The sequence below is a fragment of the Streptomyces varsoviensis genome (assembly GCF_000718635.1).
GTDB classification, from domain to species: Bacteria; Actinomycetota; Actinomycetes; order Streptomycetales; family Streptomycetaceae; genus Streptomyces; species Streptomyces varsoviensis.
This window is the reverse complement of sequence record NZ_JOBF01000007.1, coordinates 34348-52406: the sequence shown is the minus strand read 5'-3', so window position 1 is coordinate 52406 and position 18059 is coordinate 34348. Positions and strand designations below refer to the sequence as shown.

General features: G+C 73.4%; 14 protein-coding genes. 3 read left to right on the top strand and 11 right to left on the bottom strand.

The window, feature by feature from the left end:
• Window positions 1-314: 314 nt before the first annotated feature.
• From IF55_RS12615 to IF55_RS39320, 6 genes are all read right to left on the bottom strand, one after another.
• Complete coding sequence (locus IF55_RS12615; RefSeq protein WP_030879884.1) at window positions 315-1208, bottom strand: ABC transporter permease; 894 nt, start codon at window positions 1206-1208, stop codon at window positions 315-317.
• Window positions 1205-3904: a CocE/NonD family hydrolase gene (locus IF55_RS12610; protein ID WP_030879882.1), complete on the bottom strand. Its 2700-nt coding sequence runs from the start codon at window positions 3902-3904 to the stop codon at window positions 1205-1207. Before IF55_RS12610 ends, IF55_RS12615 begins: the two co-directional genes overlap by 4 nt.
• An 897-nt stretch (window positions 3905-4801) precedes the next feature.
• Window positions 4802-5668, bottom strand: a complete 867-nt coding sequence (locus IF55_RS12605) for a 3-hydroxyacyl-CoA dehydrogenase family protein (protein WP_030879879.1) — start codon at window positions 5666-5668, stop codon at window positions 4802-4804.
• 101 nt (window positions 5669-5769) lie between these two features.
• Entirely contained in the window at window positions 5770-6726 is a 957-nt protein-coding gene (locus IF55_RS12600) for an SMP-30/gluconolactonase/LRE family protein (protein WP_048831909.1), read from the bottom strand.
• Window positions 6723-7661, bottom strand: coding sequence for a 3-hydroxyacyl-CoA dehydrogenase NAD-binding domain-containing protein (locus tag IF55_RS12595; RefSeq protein WP_078644284.1), 939 nt, complete (start codon window positions 7659-7661; stop codon window positions 6723-6725). Before IF55_RS12595 ends, IF55_RS12600 begins: the two co-directional genes overlap by 4 nt.
• 19 nt (window positions 7662-7680) lie before the next feature.
• Window positions 7681-7821 (bottom strand): hypothetical protein, encoded by a 141-nt coding sequence (locus IF55_RS39320; RefSeq protein WP_157854312.1) that lies wholly within the window; start codon window positions 7819-7821, stop codon window positions 7681-7683.
• A gap of 50 nt (window positions 7822-7871) precedes the next feature.
• Here IF55_RS39320 and IF55_RS12590 point away from each other — a divergent pair, with 50 nt between their 5' ends.
• The gene (locus IF55_RS12590) at window positions 7872-8795 is read left to right on the top strand and encodes a LysR family transcriptional regulator (protein WP_245661176.1); all 924 of its coding nucleotides are present in this window, start codon (window positions 7872-7874) and stop codon (window positions 8793-8795) included.
• A 170-nt stretch (window positions 8796-8965) separates the two neighbouring features.
• On the opposite strand, the gene IF55_RS12585 is transcribed toward IF55_RS12590, so the two are convergent.
• Window positions 8966-10075 (bottom strand): MBL fold metallo-hydrolase, encoded by a 1110-nt coding sequence (locus IF55_RS12585; RefSeq protein ID WP_048831908.1) that lies wholly within the window; start codon window positions 10073-10075, stop codon window positions 8966-8968.
• 106 nt (window positions 10076-10181) lie between these two features.
• On the bottom strand, window positions 10182-10763 hold the full coding sequence (locus tag IF55_RS12580) for a TetR/AcrR family transcriptional regulator (RefSeq protein WP_030879867.1): 582 nt from the start codon (window positions 10761-10763) through the stop codon (window positions 10182-10184).
• Between the two features lie 173 nt (window positions 10764-10936).
• Here IF55_RS12580 and IF55_RS12575 point away from each other — a divergent pair, with 173 nt between their 5' ends.
• Complete coding sequence (locus IF55_RS12575; RefSeq protein WP_030879864.1) at window positions 10937-11383, top strand: nuclear transport factor 2 family protein; 447 nt, start codon at window positions 10937-10939, stop codon at window positions 11381-11383.
• A gap of 32 nt (window positions 11384-11415) precedes the next feature.
• On the top strand, window positions 11416-12303 hold the full coding sequence (locus tag IF55_RS12570; protein WP_030879860.1) for an SDR family oxidoreductase: 888 nt from the start codon (window positions 11416-11418) through the stop codon (window positions 12301-12303).
• A gap of 40 nt (window positions 12304-12343) precedes the next feature.
• Here IF55_RS12570 and IF55_RS12565 read toward each other — a convergent pair whose 3' ends face one another.
• From IF55_RS12565 to IF55_RS12555, 3 genes are read right to left on the bottom strand one after another with little or no spacing between them, the layout of a single operon-like run.
• Window positions 12344-12895 (bottom strand): DUF1697 domain-containing protein, encoded by a 552-nt coding sequence (locus IF55_RS12565; protein ID WP_030879857.1) that lies wholly within the window; start codon window positions 12893-12895, stop codon window positions 12344-12346.
• Between the two features lie 9 nt (window positions 12896-12904).
• On the bottom strand, window positions 12905-15025 hold the full coding sequence (locus IF55_RS12560) for an endo-beta-N-acetylglucosaminidase (protein ID WP_048831907.1): 2121 nt from the start codon (window positions 15023-15025) through the stop codon (window positions 12905-12907).
• A gap of 8 nt (window positions 15026-15033) precedes the next feature.
• Window positions 15034-18051: an alpha-mannosidase gene (locus IF55_RS12555; RefSeq protein ID WP_030879851.1), complete on the bottom strand. Its 3018-nt coding sequence runs from the start codon at window positions 18049-18051 to the stop codon at window positions 15034-15036.
• Between the last annotated feature and the right edge of the window lie 8 nt (window positions 18052-18059).

Genomic DNA, 18059 nt, shown 5'->3' with positions numbered 1-18059 from the left:
GTCGTCCTGGGCCGGGGCATGCTGCTCGCTCCGGATCGCGCCGTCGCCGCGTGGTGGATCGGGACGAGCCGCCCGGGTCTGGGCCGCGTTCGCCCAGCATGGGGGCCATACCGGCCCCTTTGAGGTACCCGCGGGCGCGGGGTGGCGTGTCGCCGCCGTAGGGCTCGCAGGCGGTTTTGGGGCTACCTTGCCCCGCAGGGGGCCGGCATCCGGCCAGGCCGGCGCGGCCGGCCTGCGCTCCCCGCCGGCCCGGCCGGCTACGCCGGATCGTGGCATCGGCACGCGATCAGGCGGCCGGCCCGCCGCACAGTCCGTCAGGACACCACGTCCTTGGCCCGGAAGTGGCGGAAGGCCAGGGCGAAGAGCACCAGCGCGTACGCCACCGACACCGCCGCGCCCTTGATCATGCCGCCCCATTCGAGCTGTGGCTGGAGCGCGTCCGCCCACGCGAACTGCCAGTGCGCGGGCAGGAAGTCGCGCCAGTGGCCGAGCGCGGTGACCGCGTCCAGGACGTTGCCGACGATCGTCAGGCCGACCGCGCCGCCGACCGCGCCGAGCGGCGCGTCGGTGACCGTGGAGAGCCAGAAGGCGAGGGCGGCCGTGACGAGCTGGCCGACGAAGATGTACGCGACGACGAGCAGCAGCCGCGGCACGGCGTCGCCCGCGGGGAGCGCGCCGCCCGTCGGCAGCCGCAGGTCGCCCCAGCCGTACGCGGCCGTGCCCGCCGCCAGCGCCACCACCGGCAGCAGCAGCATCGCCGCCGCGCTGAACCCCAGCGCCACCGCCAGTTTGCTCAGCAGCAGCCGGGCCCGCGGCACCGGCGCCGCCAGCAGATAGCGCAGCGAGGACCAGCTCGCCTCGGACGCCACCGTGTCGCCGCAGAACAGCGCCACCGGCACCACCAGCAGGAAGCCGGCCGAGACGAAGAGGGCCGTCGCGGTGAAGTTCGCGCCGGAGGCGGTGGCGGAGTCGATGAGCGACACCCGGCCGTCCCGGCCGCTGGGCTGCCCGCCGATCGCGAACGCCGCGATCAGCACGAACGGCAGCACCGCCAGCACGGCTCCGACCACCAGCGTGCGCCGCCGCCGTAGCTGCCGCGCCGCCTCCACGCGCAGCGGCAGGGTGTGCCGGGCCCGGTAGCCGGGCGCCGACGGCCCCGGCGTCCTCTCGCGCGCCGTACTCGTGGCCGTACTCGTGGACGTACTCACGCGGAGCCTCCGATCAGGGTCAGGAACGCGTCCTCCAGGCGGCGGTGCGGGCCGACGCTCGCCACCGGGACCTCCAGGCGCACCAACTCGACGACGAGTGCGGCGGCGTCGGCCCCCGCCAGCCGCACCAGCAGCCCCTCGTCGGCGGGGACGGCCGAGGCGACGCCCGGCAGCGCGGCCACCTTCTCGCACACCGCCTCGGCCTCGGACTCCGAGAGCCCGCCCGCCACGCCGACGAGCAGCGTGTCGCCCGAGCCGATGATCTCCGCGACCGGACCGGCCTGCACCAGCCGCCCGCGGTCCATCACCACCAGGTGCGTACAGCTCTGCTCCACCTCGGACAGCAGATGGCTGGAGACGATGACGGTGCGCCCGGCCGCCGCGTAACGGATCATCACCTCGCGCATCTCACGGATCTGCGGCGGGTCGAGGCCGTTCGTCGGCTCGTCGAGGATCAGCAGGTCCGGCAGGCCGAGCATGGCCTGCGCGATGGCCAGCCGCTGCCGCATGCCCTGGCTGTACGTACGGACCGCGCGGTCCAGCGCCGAGCCGAGCCCGGCGATCTCCAGGGCCTCCTCGATGTGCGCGTCCTCGGCGGGCCGGCCGGTCGCCCGCCAGTACAGGTCGAGGTTGGCCCGGCCGCTCAGGTGCGGCAGGAACCCCGCGCCCTCGACGAACGCGCCGACCCGCGACAGCACCGGCGCGCCCGGCCGGATCGCGTGCCCGAAGACCCGGATGTCCCCGCCGTCCGGCCGGATGAGGCCCATCAGCATCCGCAGCGTGGTGGTCTTGCCCGCGCCGTTGGGCCCGAGCAGCCCCAGCACCTGCCCGCGCTCCACCCGGAAGGACAGCTCCCGCACCGCGTACCGGTCGGCGGACTTCGCGTACCGCTTGCTCAACCCCGTGATCTGCAACGGCACATCGGCGAGCGCCGGATCGGGCGCGGCCGGCGCGGTGCGGCGGCGGCCGACGAGCAGCAGCGCCACGGCGAGGACCGCGCCCGCCGCCGGCAGCCCCCAGGTCCACCACGGCAGCCCGGCGGAGGCGGTCCGCACCGCCGGCGCCGTCGGCGCCCGCAGCCCCTCCCCGGCGAGCGAGACGGTGTACGAGGCGGGCTCGACCGGCGACGCGTAGCCCATGTCCGTGGCGGCGAGGACCAGCCGCATCCGGTGCCCGGCGGCGAAGTTGTGGTCGACGGCGGGCAGCCGCACCTCGACCGTACGGCCGTCCTTGGCGCCGGTGACCCGGACCGGGGACACGAGCTGGGACGGCAACTGCTGCCGGCCGTTCGGCCCGACGTCGTAGACCTTGGCGAACAGCACGGCCTCGCCGCCGTCCGCCTTCACACGCAGCTTCACGCTCGGCGACCCGGTGACGCGCACCCCGGTCGACAGGGGCGCCGAGTCGAACCGCGCGTACTGGCCGGGGAAATCGAGGGAGACCCCGGCGCCGAGGCCGGAGAGCTGGGAGATGGCGCCGATGCCGGGCACCGAGGAGATCGCGGCCGGGCCCGCGCCTGCCGGGTTGGCGAAGGTCTGCTCGCCGCCCGTGAACTTCACCGTCCGCTCGTCGTTGGCGAGCCCCGGGTAGCGGTCGCCGCTCGCGCCGCGCAGCCGCGCGGCCCCGTCGGTGGAGTCGACGCCGCCGGTCCGTGTGACACGGAAGGCGGGGCCGGTGTTCGCGCCTTCGTCGCCCTTGAGGTAGCGGTCGAACCACGCCTCGGTGCGCCGCGCCACCCGGCCCGTCTCGCGCTCGCCGCCGTCATGGCCGCCCGCGATCCAGTCCACCGCCACGGGCGCGTCGTTGGCCCTGATGGCCCGGGCCATGGCGTCGGCCTGGCCGAGCGGGAAAAGGGAGTCGCTCTGGCCCTGGGTGATGAGGGTGGGCACCTTGATCCGGTCGGCGACCTCGGACGGGCTGCGTCGCTGGAGCAGTTCGCGCGCCCGCGCGTCCGGCTTCCCGGCGACGGCCACCCGCTCGTACATCTCGCACAGCGCCTTCTCGAACCGTCCGCACCCCGAGGTCTGCGACGGGGCCGCCTTCTCGTCGCCGATCCCGGTCGTGGTCGAGCCGGTGGTGAAGAAGATCCCGGCCCACAGCTTCTTGAAGACGTCGTCGGGGAAGAGGGAGTCGGCGAGGTTCCAGTAGGTGATCTGCGGGGCGATCGCGTCGACGCGCCGGTCGTACCCGGCCGCGAGGAGGGACAGCGCGCCGCCGTAGGAGGCGCCCGCGACGCCGACGCGCGGATCGCCGGGCTTGTCGAGCCGCACCTCCGGGCGCTTCGCCAGCCAGTCGATGAGGCGGCTCGCGTCGGCGACCTCGTGCCGCGGGTCGTTGAGTCCGATACGGCCCGTGGAACCGCCGAAGCCGCGCGCCGACCAGGTCAGCACGGCGTAGCCGTCGCGCGCCAAGTCCTCCGCCTGGCCGCGCAGATCGTCCTTGCTGCCGCCGAAGCCGTGCGCCAGCAGGACGGCCGGTCTGCGCTCCGTACCGCCGGAGGTGAAGAACGACGTGTCGATGCGGACCGTGTCCCGGGACCCCGGCGACTCGGGCAGCGACAGCACGTGGTCCTCGCGGTGGACGGGGGCCTCGCCGCCGGAGGCGGCCGCCGTCCAGGTGCCGGCCCCGGCGAGCACGGCGACGGCGGCTATGGCGGCGAACAACCGCCCGCGCCGTCGGGGCAAACGCAGCTTCATGCCCGAATGCTAAACGGAGACCCCATCCACCTGCCCCGCCACCAGCACGAAGCCGCGCCCCTGGCCCTGCGGCCGGCGTGCGGCGCAACGGCGCCTTGCCGCCGCGTGAACGCATCGGCACGCCGCCGCTGCGTGAACGCATCGGCACGCCGCCGCTGCGTGAAGGCGCACGGATGCCTCGTCATCAGTACGAAGGCGCCCGCCGCCCTGCGGCCGACGCGCAGCGCCCCGAAGCCTCGCTGTCGCGTGAACGCACCGGCACCCTGCTGCCGCGTGAAGGCGCATCGGTGTCGCGTCATCAGCGTGAAGATGCCTCGGTCCCCTCGCGGTCGGTGCGCAGTCCCCGGCGCCCGGCCGTCGGCCTGAACGCCCCGGCGCCTCGCCGTCAGCGTGAAGGTGCACCGGGCCTTCGGCGCCAGCGCGAAGACGCCCCGGCGCCGAGTGGCTGGCGTGCAGCGCATCGGCGCCTCGCTGACGCGCGAAGACGTCCTGGGCCCTCGTCATCCGCGCGAGGGTACGCGGGTGTCTTACCATCAGCGCGCAGGCGTCCCGGCGCCCCGCCGCCGTGTGAAGGCGCGTCGGTGTCGCGTCATCAGAGCGAAGGCACCCCGCCGCGCCGCGGCCGACGTGCAGCGTCCCGGCGCCTCGCCGCCGGGCGAAGACATCCCGCGTGAAGGCACACGGGTGTCTCACCATCAGCACGAAGGCGTCCTGGCGCCCCGCTGCCGACGTGCAGCGACTGGGCTCCCGCGGCGGGCGTGCAACGCCCCGGTACCCTGCGGCCGACGCGCAGCGTCCCGGCACCCCCGCCGCCGCGCGAAGCGCACCGCGGAGCGGGCCGCGGCCCCGGACCGTACGGCGGGTCCGGGGCGCAGGCGTTCGGGTGGCGGCCGGTCGTCAGGCCGGGTAGTCGGCGTAGAAGCCGCGGCCGGTCTTGACGCCGAGGTGGCCGGCGTCGACGTAGCGCCTCAGCAGCTCCCGGGGGGCGGCGGGGAGGCCGGGGAGTTCGGCGGCGTAGTGCTCCTCGATGTCGAGGACGACGTCCAGGCCGACGTGGTCCATCATCCGGAACGGACCGGCGGGCGTGCCCATGTTGATCTCCCACATGCGGTCGACGTCCTGCGGGGTGGAGACGCCCTCCGCGACCACTTCCAGGGACTCGCGCTTGATGGCGGCCCAGATGCGGTTGAAGATGAAGCCGGTCGACTCCTTGTGCGCCTCGAACGGGAAGACGCCGTACCGGGGCAGCTCCTCCTTGAGGAAGGCGAGCACCGCCGGGTCGGTCCGCCCGTCCGACATCAGGTCGACCGCGTTCTGCACCGGAGGCATGTAGAAGTGCATGTTCACCACCCGCTCGGGGTGCGCGACGCGGTCGATGAACTGACTGGTCGGGTACGAGGAGGAGTTGCTGGCCAGGATCGCGTCGGGCTCGGCGCCGGCGTCCAGGTCGGCGAAAACGCTCTTCTTCAGGTCGAGCCGCTCCGGGACCGCCTCGACCGTCAGCCAGGCCCCGGCGAGCGCCTCGGCGAGGTCGTCGGTCACCTCGACCCGCCCCGGCCCGCCGCCCTCGACGCGGGCGGCGACCTCGTCGACGTGCTGTTCGACGTAGGTCTTCGCCGCCTCGCCCGCGGGCCCCGACTTGTCGTAGATACGGACCACGCCGCCGCGGGTGGCGAACATCAGCGCGATCCGGCGTCCCAGGGTGCCCGCGCCGATGACGGCCACCGGCCGCCGTTCGACCTCGGTGGGAAGGGTGAAGCCCATCTGCCGTTCATCTCCTTTGCCACACCGCGCCTCGGCGGTGCTTCGTACGGTTTGTGCTCGCAGGATCGGTACGTCGGTACGGTGCGGCCGCGCCGGTCGCGTCACGCGGGGGGCAGCAGGCACAGCCCGGTCAGCGCGGTGCCGAGCGCCGCGACCTCGCGCTGCGGCCGGCCCGCGGCGGGGCCGTCGGGCAGCGGTACCTCGCGGATGTGCCCGCCCAGGTCGGCGACGTAGGCGAGGCCGGCCGCGTGGTCGACGGCGAGGCCGATCGCCTCGGTGAACCCGTCGGACAGGATCTCGGGGGCGCCGCCCGCGGCGCCGGGCGCGGGTACGGGCGCCCGGTTGAGGGTGTTGCCGAGCGGCGCGGCCCCGCGGTCGGTCCAGTAGAGCCATCCGCCGCTCAGGTGCAGGTCGATGGGTTCGGGCAGGCCGCTCCACAGCACCTCGACGTCGGTGCGGTGTCCGGCGCTCGTACCGGCGGGGAGGTCGAGGCCGGCGCGGAGGATGCGGCCCTTGCCGCCCTTCGCCGGGCCCTTCTGCGTCCAGTACAGGTAGCGGTGGACCGGGTCGACGGCGACGCCGACGCACTCGCCCATGATCCCGTCCCCGGCGGGGTTGACGATCAGGTCGCCCAGGCCGCCGCCGTCCACACGGGCCCGGCTGACCCGGCGGCCCTCCCGGTCGCCCCAGTACAGCGTGCCGGCGCCGTCCGAGGTCAGTTGCTTGCCGGTCGTTATCATCCCGTCGGGCACGATGTCGCGCCGCGGCCCGCCGTCGCCCAGGTGCCAGGCGTGGACGCCGCCGTTGCGCGGGGAGTAGTCGTAGCCGGTGCCGTCCGGTGTGCCGGGGTCCGCCTCGGGGACGCCCATCGTGGTCCAGTACACGGTGCCGGAGTCCACGACGACGCCGTCCGGCGAGGCGCCGGCGTCCTCGATCAGAGTTCGCACCCGGCCGTCCGCGATGCTCACTTCCAGTACGCGCCCCGGGTGGAGTTGTAGCGCGAGCAGACGCTGGTGCGTGGACGCCGTCGGGGCGTCCGTCGGTACGGGCGTGTTCACTTCCGCTCTCCGTTCGCGACGCTGTCCGCGGAGCCGTCTGCCGTGCTGTCCCCACTGCCGGGTTCCGGCCCGGGCTCCGGCCAGTCCAGCGGCGCCAGGGCGCCGCGGGTGCGCCGGTCACGCAGCTCGGCCAGGTGCTCGTAGGCCTCCTGGCCGGTGCCGTAGGCCCGCTCGACGGCGTCCAGGACCTCGCCCATCCGGGCCTGGTCGGCCCTGCCGATCTCGAAGCGCATCTGCGAGCCCACGTGTTCCACCAGGTGGCGCATGCCGGCCGGGCCGCCGCCGAGGGCGCCGCTCTGGAACGGGCCGATCGTGGCCCAGCGCAGTCCGAGCGAGGCGCGCACCAGGTCGTCGAGGTCCCGTACGTCGATGACGCCCTGCTGGACCAGATAGTTCGCCTGGTCGTTGAACACCTTCTGAAGGCGGTTGCCGACGAACCCGGGGATCTCCTTCTTGAGCCGGATCGGCAGCTTGCCGAGCCCCCGGTACACCTCCATCGCGTGGTCGACCGTCGCGGCCGAGGTCCGCTCCCCGGGCACCACCTCCACCAGCGGCATCAGCTCCGGCGGATTGAACGGATGGCCGATGACGACGCGGTCGGCCGCCGGGTTGCCCTGCGCGATCTTCGACGGCAGCAGGGACGAGGAGGACGAGGCCAGCACCACGCCGTCGCGCGTGTGCGCGGCCAGGGTGGCGAACATCTGCTCCTTGACCTCGATCCGCTCCGGCCCGGCCTCCTGCACGAAGTCCGCGCCGTCCGCCGCCGCGGCCAGGTCGTGGGTCGCCGTCACCGGCAGGCCGGCGAGCTCGCGCGCCACCACCTCGTCCAGGTCGGGTCGCGGGTCGCTGACCCGGACCTCCCAGCCCGCGCCGCCGAACAGGCGCGCCCACGAGATGCCGATGACACCGGCGCCGACGATCGTCACGACCGCCATGAAGATCACCCCAGAGGAATCAGGAGAAATAGGCCGCCGGCCTGGAACGGGGGCTGTTGACCGCTTCCAGCGAACGGCGCGGGCGGCGGTGGAACAAATCCACCACGCCGAACGACGCCGAACGAGGCCGGACAGTCACCCGAACCTCCAGGTCGTGCATGACTCACTCCACACCCACCGGGGAAGGTGTGTCCAATATATGATTTCGGCATGAATGATATGGCTGAGGATATCGCCCTGTCCCGACGGCTCCTGGTGCAATTCCTCGCGGTGGTCGGTGAGGGCCACTTCGGGCGGGCCGCCGAACAGCTCGGCATGAGCCAGCCCCCGCTCAGCCAGTCCATCCAGCGGCTGGAACGGATGCTCGGCGTCCGCCTACTGGAGCGCGGCCCCACCGGCGCGCGGCCCACCGCCGCCGGCGAGGTCTTCGCCGCCGACGCGCGGCGGCTGCTCGACCTCCAGACGGCCGCGGTCGCCCGGGCCCGCCGGGTGGCCGACGGAGTCGAGGGCGACATCCGGATCGGCTACGTCAGCCTCCTCAGCCACCTCCACCTCCCCACGATGCTGCGCGCCATGGCCGACCAACTCCCCGGCCTGCGCGTGCAACTGCACCACGGGTCCGCGGCCGCCGTGGCCGAGCAGGTCCACACCGGGGCGCTCGACCTCGGCTTCCTGCGCGACCCGGCCCGGCTGCCCGACGAGCTCGTCAGTACGGTCGTGGCCACCGAACGCATCCAGGCGGCCGTACCCGACGGGCACCGCCTCGCCGGCGCCGACGAGATCGCCCTCTCCGCGCTGCGCGACGAGGACTTCGCGATGCCCGACCCCACCGCCTTGCCGGTACTCGCCGAGCAGGTCCACCTCGCCTGCCACCGCGCGGGCTTCACCCCCCGGGGCCTCGTACTCGCCGACGAGCTGAGCGGCCTGTTCAGCTACGTCGCCGCCGGCCTGTGCGTGAGCCTGCTGCCCGAGGGCGCCCGGCACTTCTCCACCGGCGGCGTGAGCTTCCTGCCGCTGCGCGGCGACGCCGGCTACCTGGACACCACCATCCAGGCCGTCCACCGCCCCGACGCCGACCCGACGGTGGCCCGCCTGCTCCAGGTGGTCACCGGCCCGCGGTCCCCCTGGGCCTGACTCCGGGAGACCGGGAGACCGCGAGCCCGCGAGAGCCGTTCGCGGGTGAGACGGGCCGGCGGGATCTACGACGACGGGCCGGCGGATCCACCGGCCTGCTCGACGACGATGAGCCGGTCGGCCCCACACCGACGGGCCAGGTCAGGGGCTGCTCCGCCGCTCCCCGGCAGCTACTCCGCCGTGTCCCCGCGCGCCGCGCCGGGCTCCCGGGCGTCCTCGTGGGTCGCTCGGCCCTGGTGGGGGAGGCGGCCGGAGCCGGATGGCCTGGCGCCGCGTTCGGCGGCGATCTCCGCCATCATCGTCAGCAGTTCCAGGGGCGCCGCCGGGGCCGGTGCGCCCACCTCGCGGTAGACGGCGGCGACGGTCGCGACCACGCGCTCGGACAGCGGCCAGTCGGCGTAGGCGTCGAGCGGGATGGCGCGGGCCGCGGTCGCCAGCGGCACGCCCGCCGCCGCGGCGCGCGCGGCCTCCTCGTGGACGTGGCGCAGGTAGTCGCGGAAGCGGGCCAGGTCGGCGGGGCCCGCGAGCCGCCCGTGGCCGGGCACGAAGGTCCGCGCGCCGGTCGCTATCAGCCGGTCGCACGCGTCGGCCCACGCGAGGACCGGGCCCGCCCACACCACCGGGTGGTCGTCCTGGAAGAGGATGTCCCCGAGGAAGACCGTGGACGCCTCCGGGACGTGGACGACCACGTCGCCGCCGGTGTGCGCGGGGCCGACGTTCAGCAGCTCGACGTCGAGGTCCCCGACGCGCAGGTCCAGCCGGTCGCGGAAGGTACGGGTGGGCGGCGTGAACTCGATGCCGGAGAAGTCGAAGTGGCCGAAGTGGTGCGTGAAGTACTCGCCGGCCGGCCCGGCCGGCGGGTTCTGCTGGAGCTGCGGGTAGAGGGCGGGCGGTACCTCATGGTCGATGCCGGCCGCGTTGGCGTCCGAGGTGATGATCTCGGCGTCCGGGAAGAGCTGGTTGCCGTGGCAGTGGTCGCCGTTGAGGTGGGTGTTGACGACGGTGGTGACGCGCGCGTCGGGGGCGGCCTCGGCGACCGCCGCCCGCAGCCGCCGCGTCAGGGGGAGCGTGTAGAAGGTGTCGACGAGCAGCGCCTCGCCGCGGCTCGCGACGAGCCCCGCGTTGGACCAGCCCCAGGAGCCGTCGCCCTGGATGAAGGCGAAGACGCCCGGGGCGATGGTCTCGGTCCGCAGCGGCTGCCCGGGGCCGGTGGGGCCGGTGGGGCCGTCGTGTGTCGTGTCGTTCGTCCCTGGGGCGGGTGAGCCTTGTATGTCTGCCATGCCCTGATCATGGTCGACGGTGCGCCGCGAACGCCAACCCGCCCGCCGCACTGTGCGTCAACCCCGGCCATGGCAGGCGTGGTTGAAGCTGGTGGGCCCGGAGGGCTCAGGGCGTGGGGGAGAGAACGGCGCGGGCGAGCGCGGCCAGCCCTGAGTGGATGTCGGCCGGGGACGTGCCCGTCGCGGTGAGGTGTTCGATGAGGTCGCTCCGTACGGCCGCCAGCAGGGCGTGGGCGAGGAAGTCGGCGTCCCGCTCGCCACGGGCCTCGGCCAGCAGCCCGGCGAGCTGGGCGTGCCACGGGCCGTACGTCTCGCTCAGGTACGGGCTGCCGCTGCCCGCGTTCTCCAGGGCGAGCATCAGGGGCCGGTTGGCCAGCTTGAAGCCGAGCAGGGCGGCGAGGAGGGCGAGGGCGCGTTCGTCGGCCGGGGCGCCGGGGGCGAGCGGCGTGGAGCCCGCCTCGATGTCGGCCCGCAGGGCCTCGGCGCGCCGTGCGACGAGCGCCTGGATCAGGCCGACGCGGTCTCCGAACCGGCGGAAGAGGGTGCCCTTGCCGACGCCCGCCGCCGCCGCGATGTCGTCCATGGACACCTCGCAGTCGCCGCGCTCGGCGAACAGGCGGTCGGCGGCGGCGAGCACCGCCTCGCGGTTGCGGGCGGCGTCGGCCCGCTCCTTGCGTACGGGGGGCATGGCTGGCTCCTCCTGGTGGCGGCGCACGGGATTGCGTATACGGACTATCGGTCCGTATAGTGATTCGGACCGACGGTCCGTATCTTAGCGCGGACCGTGCGGCGGCCGATCCGCGGACCGGCCGCCGCGGACGCTCCACCGCCCCCGCGGCGCCCTACCGAAAGGAACACACCATGTCGGACACCACCACCCCCTCCGCCGTCTTCCGTCACGGACTCGACCTCCTGGTCGCGGGCGACATCGACGCGTGGGTCGGCCTCTGGGACGAGGACGGCGTCTGCGAGTTCCCCTTCGCCCCGCCCGGCGCCCCGCGCCGCCTGGACGGCAAGGAAGCCGTCCGCGCCTACATGGCCGGCTACCCGGACATGGTGGACATCGCCGGCTTCCCGTACGTCGAGGTCCACCAGACCGAGAACCCCGAGGTGATCATCGTCGAGATGCGCGCCGAGGGGCGCGTCGTGTCGACCGGCCGCCCGTACGAGATGAGCTACATCGTGGTCGCCACCGTGAAGAACGGCCTCTTCACCCACTACCGCGACTACTGGAACCCCCTCGCCGCCGGCGAACTGGCCGCCGGTCCCGACGCGCCCTGGAGCGGCGCCCCGTCCTCGGCCGCGTAGCAGCAGTGACCCACATCTCCCAGGAGCACACCATGCAGACGACCGACGACACCTTCCTGGTGACCGGCGGCACCGGCAACACCGGCCGCCGCGTCGCCGCCCGGCTGGCCGAACTCGGCCACCGCGTACGCGCCGGAAGCAGGCGCGCCGGCAGCGGGCGGGCCGCGACAGGGCCGGGCGGCGGCCCCGGCGTCGTACCCACGCGCTTCGACTGGGACGACGCGTCGACCCACGCCCCGGCCCTCGCCGGGGTGCGCGGCCTCTACCTCGTCCCGCCCACCGCCGCCTCGGACCCCGCGGTGCCCATGCTCCCGTTCCTGCGCGCGGCGCGGAGCCAGGGCGTGCGCCGCGTCGTCCTCCTCAGCTCCTCCGCGATCCCCGAGGATGCCGACGGCCTCGGCGTGGTGCACCGGGCCCTGCGCGCGGAGTTCCCGGAGTGGGCCGTGCTCCGGCCCTCCTGGTTCATGCAGAACTTCACCGGCGACCACCTCCACGCCCAGAGCATCCGCGCCCACGACGAGATCGTGACGGCCACCGGCGACGGCCGCGTCGGTTTCGTCGACGCCGACGACATCGCCGAGGTCGGCGTACGAGCGCTGACCGACGCGCGCCCGCACAACACCGCGCACCTCATCACCGGCCCCGAGGCGCTGAGTTACGCGGACATCGCCGCCACCGTCTCCGCCCACGCCGGGCGGCCGGTCCGCCACCGCGCCATCGGCTACGAGGCCATGCGCGACCGGCTGACCGCCTCCGGCGTCCCGGAGCGGTTCGCCGACCTGCTCGCGGACATGGACCGGGCCATCGCCGAGGGCGCGGAGGACCGTACGACTCCCACCGTGGAGCAGGTCACGGGCCGTCCGCCGCGCTCATTCGCCGAGCACGCGGCGGCCAACGCCGCTGCCTGGGAAAGTAACTGACGGCCCGCCACGCCCTGACGAGCCAACAGGTGACAAACCGTCACACGCCGGCCAGCTCCGCGAGCTTGACCACCGTGTTCCAGTTGCGCGCCGTGGCCGTCGTGCCGAGGCGGCGGTCGGTCAGGAGCGGTGCCAGCTTCGCCTGCCGCAGGCCGTCGGGATAGTGGCTGTATACCTCGCGCTTCCCCGCGGCGAACTCCTCGGGGGCGTACGCCGCCGGGTCGATCCCCTCCAGCCGGGCCGCGTCCAGCGGCCCGGCCAGGAAGGTCACCAGGAAGCGCGACGGGTCGAGCCCCGTCATGTCGAAGGGGTTCTCGTCGATGACGCGCCGCAGGTCGCCGCCCTCCCGCAGCACGCAGGGGACGGCGAACCCCAGTTCACCGGCGATGGCCGCCTCCAACTCGGCCGCGAGCCGCCGCTCGCCGTCCGCGCCGGAGGCGGCCGGGTGCGTGAAGACGGCGTTGCCGCTGTTGAGGTGCGTGCGCACCGCCACGCACCCCATCCCCGTCAGCAGGTCCCGCAGCGTCGCCATCGGGACCCGGTTGTGCTTGCCCACATTGATGCCGCGCAGCAGGCCCACGTAAGTCGTCATCCGCTCACGCTAACCCGCTGCCCACACCACCTGGGCAGTCGCCGGAGCCGACCGCGTACCGTCCGGGGCGACCGCCACGAGCTGGAGCGTCGTGGACCGTTCGCGGCCCGCGCGCTGCAGCGCCTTGACGTAGAAGACCTCGTCGTAGATCCGGCCGATCGCCTCGTGGCCGCCGTCACCCCCGAGCCGGGAGATGTCGTAGTACCAGACCCCCGACCCGGCCATCCGCCAGGACAGGAACACCTCGGCCGAGCCGCCCGCGATGTGCGCGGCGTCGACCTGGAACCCGCCCGGCCGCTCGACCCGCAGGGGCCGGCCGCCCGGGAGCAGCGCCAGTTCGCCGATGTTCACGGCGTACGAGCCGCGGTGGCCGGCGGAGACCCGGAGCCCGATCGCGGCGATCGTGCGGCCCCGGAAGCGGCCGAGGGGGAGGGAGTGGGTGTGCCAGCCGTGCGGGCCTGCCTTGGGGAGCCGCAGCCATACGAACTCCTCGGGGGAGTCCTCGAAGATCAGCCCGGCCTCCAGGTCGCTCGCCGGCCCGGACCGCCCCACCGTGTACGTCAGGCGCAGCGACTCGCCGCCCCGCACCGCCAGCCGCGTCTTGAACAGGCGGACGGTCGTCGGGTTGCCGGGGCCCAGCTCGCCCGAGACCTTCAGCGAGCAGCCGCCGTCGTACGCCGTGGTGTAGTCGTAGTCGACGCTCAGCGGCGTCCCCGGGCTGGTCGCCCAGAACTGCCAGGTGGGCAGGATGTCCTGCACGCTCGCGTTGTTCCACTGCGCGCCGCTCACCCGCTTGCCGCCGATGTGGAAGGCGCGCCCGTGCCCGGTGTTGAAGCGGGTCACGAAGGGGAACGAGCCGATGACGGACCGCTCGGTGATGTAGTGCGCGACGCCGTCCCACTTCTTCGGGTTGTTCTCGTCGCGCCCCTTGCCGTCGTCCTCGTCCGGCCACGGCACGTACTCCGTCCGGCCGGTGCGCGTCGGGTCCTCGTTCGGGCCGGACCAGTACTGCCGCTCGCGCCGGAAGACGCCCGCCTGCGCGTCGGGGTTCTCCCGGTCCGGGAACCGGTCCCACGCGAAGTGCGAGCCGAACAGCGCCCAGCTCGTCCGGGCCGGCTGCCCCTCCGGGAAGATCAGCCGGGTGTCGTACGGCGGGTTGAAGCCGTACTTCTCGTTCTCCGTGCCGAGGAACGCGACCTTGTACGGGTCCAGGCCCAGCTTCTTCGCCGTCTCCCGGGACGTTACGACCCGCGCCTCGTTCCACGCGTAATTGGCGAAGAGGCTGTTCATCACCGGGGTGCCGCCGTCCTGAATCCACGGCGCGTTCCGGTCGTTGAGCTGATTCTGGTAGGACAGCCGGCCATTGACCATGATCGTGTCGTACCACTGGAGATGGAATCCGGCCGGGGCCTTCGACCGCAGATATTTGAGCATCTTCATCAGCCCGGCCGCGTCCTGCTCCGAAATGGACGCTTCCTGGTTGATGAAATAACCGTCGAAGCCGAAATACGCGGCCATCTCGATCAGCTTGTCCGCCACCGGGAACGACCCGTCCGCGCGCTGCTCCAGATAGTCCGAGAAGGCGCCGTCGCGCGGCCAGAACCAGCACCCCAGGGACCGTACGCCATTGCGGTGCGCCGCGTCCGTATAAGCGGGGTTGGGCAGATTGATCAGGCCGTGCACCGGCTTGTCGACGGGGGAGCCCTCGATGGGCATGCCGTGCCACGAACCGTACAGATCGCTGTACTGCCAGAAACGCAGCAGCCGGCGCGCGAAGGTGTCGTTGTATTTGAACGCGGTGAAAAAGGAATTGTCGTAGTCGAACGACAGGTTCATGAGCTGCGGGGCCGTCGCCAGCTTCGGGTTCGCCTGGGTCGCGGCGAACGGCGCGATGCGCTCGGCCAGCGGCACCCGCGAGCGCAGATACCGCGCGTGCGGGTCGCTCTCGGGGGTCCACCGCTTGAGGGCCGCCGCGTCGTAGCCGTGCATGTACGGCTGGTGCGGGGCCCGGTCCGGGGCCGGCGGCCCGTCCGCCGCGGCAGCCGCCGCGGCGAACGGGCCCGCCTGCCCGGCGAGGCCGACGCTGACGCCGGCCGCACCGAGCATGGCGATGAACGCTCTGCGTTCCATCGAGGGGGTCACTCCTTCACGAGGCGCAGCGTCACGATCTCGAACGGACGCAGGGACAGGGAGATCTCGCCGTCCGCCGCCCCGGCGTCGGCGGTGGGCCGCTCCAGCAGGTCGCAGTACGCGGCCGAGGCCAGGGCGAAACCGGCGGTCACCTTCGTACGGACACGGCCGCCGCGCGACTCGTACAGCCGGACCACGACATCGCCGCTGCCGTCGTCCGCGAGCTTCACGGCCGTCACCACCACCGCGTCGTCGCCCGCCGTCACCAGCGGCGCCACCTGGGCGTCACCGGCGACGCGGCGCTCCGGCAGGTTCACGCGGTAGCCCTCTCGGACCGCGTCGCCGATCGTCGCGCCGGGCACCAGCGCGTACCGGAAGCGGTGCACGCCCTGGTCGGTGCGCGGGTCCGGGAAGCGCGGGGCGCGCAGCAGGGACAGCCGCACCGTCGTGGTCGTGCCCGTGTCGCTCTCGCGCACGGCGCGCGTCACGTCGTAGCCGTACGTCGAGTCGTTGACGACGGCCACGCCCCAGCCCGGCTCCTCCACGTGCACGAACCGGTGCTGGCACGCCTCGAACTTCGCGGCGTCCCAGCTCGTGTTGGTGTGTGTCGCCCGGTACAGGTGGCCGAACTGCGTCTCCGCCGCCGTCCGGTCCGCGTGCACGTCCAGCGGGAAGGCCGTCTTGAGGAACTTCTCCGTCTCGTGCCAGTCCACCTCGGTGTCGATGTCCAGGCGCCGCTCGCCGGCCGGGAGGGTCAGCGTCTGCTCGACGCGGGACGCGCCGAACGCCCGGACGACCCGCACGGAGCCGGCCTCCGCCAGCAGCTCCACGGACTCGGCGTCCGTGAGGTCGGTGACGGTGTTGCGGTAGAAGTGGTCGACGTCCCAGGCGTCCCACATGTTCGGGAAGTCCGGGTGGAGCTGGAGCAGGTTGGCGGCCTCGCCCGGCGCGATCGTCTCGCGCTCCGCCACCAGGTCGTACGCGGAGACGACGAGTCCGCGGCCGTCGACGACGACCCGCAGCAGCCCGTTCTCCAGCACGAAGGAGCCGTCCTCGCGCGTCTCGGCCGTCACCGGCCGGCCGCTGTCGGCGGCCACCGCCGCGCCGCCCGCCGCGATGCCGGCCCGGGCGTGCGGGGCCGCGTTGAAGACCACGGACGTATCGGCCGCGGCGTCGCCGGCCAGGGCCCGCTGCGCCGCCTCGATGATCTCCGTCAGCTCCGCGCCGATCGCCGCGTACCGCTCGGCCGCCTCGCGGTGCACCCAGGCGATCGAGGTGCCGGGCAGGATGTCGTGGAACTGGAGCAGCAGCACGGCCTTCCACAGCCGGTCGAACCGCTCGTACGGGTAGGCGAACCCGGCCCGTACCGCGGCCGTCGCCGCCCACAGCTCCGCCTCGCGCAGCAGGTGCTCGGAGCGCCGGTTGCCCTGCTTGGTCTTGGCCTGGCTGGTCAGCGTCGCCCGGTGCAGCTCCAGGTACAGCTCACCGACCCACACCGGCGCGTGCTCGTACTCCGCCTGCGCCTTCTCGAAGAACTCCGACGGCTTCTCGAAGACGACCTTCGCCGAGCCCTCAAGGTCCTTCAGCCGCTTGGCGCGCGCCACCATCTCGCGGGTCGTGCCGCCGCCGCCGTCGCCCCAGCCGGTCGGCGCGATCGACCGCGTCGCGCTGCCCTTCTCCTGGAAGTTGGCGACCGCGTGCGCGACCTCCTTGCCGGAGAGCTGCGCGTTGTACGTGTCCATCGGCGGGAAGTGGGTGAAGACGCGGGTGCCGTCCAGCCCCTCCCACCAGAAGGTGTGGTGCGGGAACTTGTTGGTCTGGCTCCACGAGATCTTCTGCGTCAGGAACCACTTGGCGCCCGCCTGCTTGACGATCTGCGGCAGCGACGCCGAGTAGCCGAAGGTGTCCGGCAGCCAGACCTCCCGCGGCTCGATCCCGAACTCCTCCATGAAGAACCGCTTGCCGTGCACGAACTGCCGGGCCAGCGCCTCCGAGCCGGGCATGTTGGTGTCCGACTCCACCCACATGCCGCCGACCGGCACGAACCGGCCGTCGGCCACGGCCTTCTTGACCTTGGCGTAGACCTCCGGCCGGTGCTCCTTGATCCACGCGAACTGCTGCGCCTGCGACATCGCGTAGACGAACTCCGGCTCGTCCTCCAGCAGCGCCGTCATGTTCGACGTCGTACGCGCCACCTTGCGGACCGTCTCGCGCAGCGGCCACAGCCACGCCGAGTCGATGTGCGCGTGACCGATCGCGCTGATGCGGTGCGCCGAGGCGTGCGCCGGGGCGGACAGCACCTCCGTCAGCTCCGCCCGGGCGCGCGCGGCGGTGCCGCCCACGTCCTGGAGGTCGACGGCGTCCAGCGCCCGCTCCACGGCCCGCAGGATCTCCCAGCGGCGCGGCGAGTCCGTGGACAGCTCGGCCATCAGCTCGCCCAGCACCTCCAGGTCCTGGACCAGCTCCCACACGGTCTCGTCGAAGACCGCGAGGTCCATCCGGGCCAGCTTGTACTGCGGCTCGCTGCCCGCGGTCTCCTTGTCGCCCAGCTCGGTGGGGAGGAAGGGGTGGTAGTCGAGGAGCACCGGGTTGGAGGCCGCCTCGATGTGCAGCTCCACCTTCTCCCCGCCCTCGGCCGGCGACCCGATCCGCACCCACTGGTTGCGCGGGTTGAGGCCCTTGACCGGGGTGCCGTCGGGCCGGTAGATGAGGCCCTCGCACTGGAAGCCGGGCATGTTCTCGTCGAAGCCGAGGTCGAGCACGGCCTCCACGGTCCGCCCCGCCCACGCGGCGGGCACGGTCCCGGTGACGGTGAACCAGCTCGTGCCCCACGGCGGGCCCCAGGGGGAGCCCACCTCGATCGGCGTACGGGCGGCGGCGATGCCCTCCTCGACGGGTACGGGCTCGCCGGGCGCGTTCCACACGCCGACGGTCAGCGGCACCGACTCGGGGTAGAGGGCGGGGCGGATGCGCTCGTCGAGAACCCGCTTGAGGCGGGCTTCGGTGATGGAACGGTCGTTGTGCATGGAAGGAA

What these genes read in the sequence shown, in the direction of transcription:
- IF55_RS12610 (WP_030879882.1), bottom strand. Translation starts at nt 3,904, where the DNA reads ATGAAGCTGCGTTTGCCCCGACGGCGCGGGCGGTTGTTCGCCGCCATA.
- IF55_RS12605 (WP_030879879.1), bottom strand. Translation starts at nt 5,668, where the DNA reads ATGGGCTTCACCCTTCCCACCGAGGTCGAACGGCGGCCGGTGGCCGTC.
- IF55_RS12595 (WP_078644284.1), bottom strand. Translation starts at nt 7,661, where the DNA reads ATGGCGGTCGTGACGATCGTCGGCGCCGGTGTCATCGGCATCTCGTGG.
- IF55_RS39320 (WP_157854312.1), bottom strand. Translation starts at nt 7,821, where the DNA reads ATGCACGACCTGGAGGTTCGGGTGACTGTCCGGCCTCGTTCGGCGTCG.
- IF55_RS12590 (WP_245661176.1), top strand. Translation starts at nt 7,872, where the DNA reads ATGAATGATATGGCTGAGGATATCGCCCTGTCCCGACGGCTCCTGGTG.
- IF55_RS12585 (WP_048831908.1), bottom strand. Translation starts at nt 10,075, where the DNA reads ATGGCAGACATACAAGGCTCACCCGCCCCAGGGACGAACGACACGACA.
- IF55_RS12580 (WP_030879867.1), bottom strand. Translation starts at nt 10,763, where the DNA reads ATGCCCCCCGTACGCAAGGAGCGGGCCGACGCCGCCCGCAACCGCGAG.
- IF55_RS12575 (WP_030879864.1), top strand. Translation starts at nt 10,937, where the DNA reads ATGTCGGACACCACCACCCCCTCCGCCGTCTTCCGTCACGGACTCGAC.
- IF55_RS12570 (WP_030879860.1), top strand. Translation starts at nt 11,416, where the DNA reads ATGCAGACGACCGACGACACCTTCCTGGTGACCGGCGGCACCGGCAAC.
- IF55_RS12565 (WP_030879857.1), bottom strand. Translation starts at nt 12,895, where the DNA reads ATGACGACTTACGTGGGCCTGCTGCGCGGCATCAATGTGGGCAAGCAC.
- IF55_RS12560 (WP_048831907.1), bottom strand. Translation starts at nt 15,025, where the DNA reads ATGGAACGCAGAGCGTTCATCGCCATGCTCGGTGCGGCCGGCGTCAGC.
- IF55_RS12555 (WP_030879851.1), bottom strand. Translation starts at nt 18,051, where the DNA reads ATGCACAACGACCGTTCCATCACCGAAGCCCGCCTCAAGCGGGTTCTC.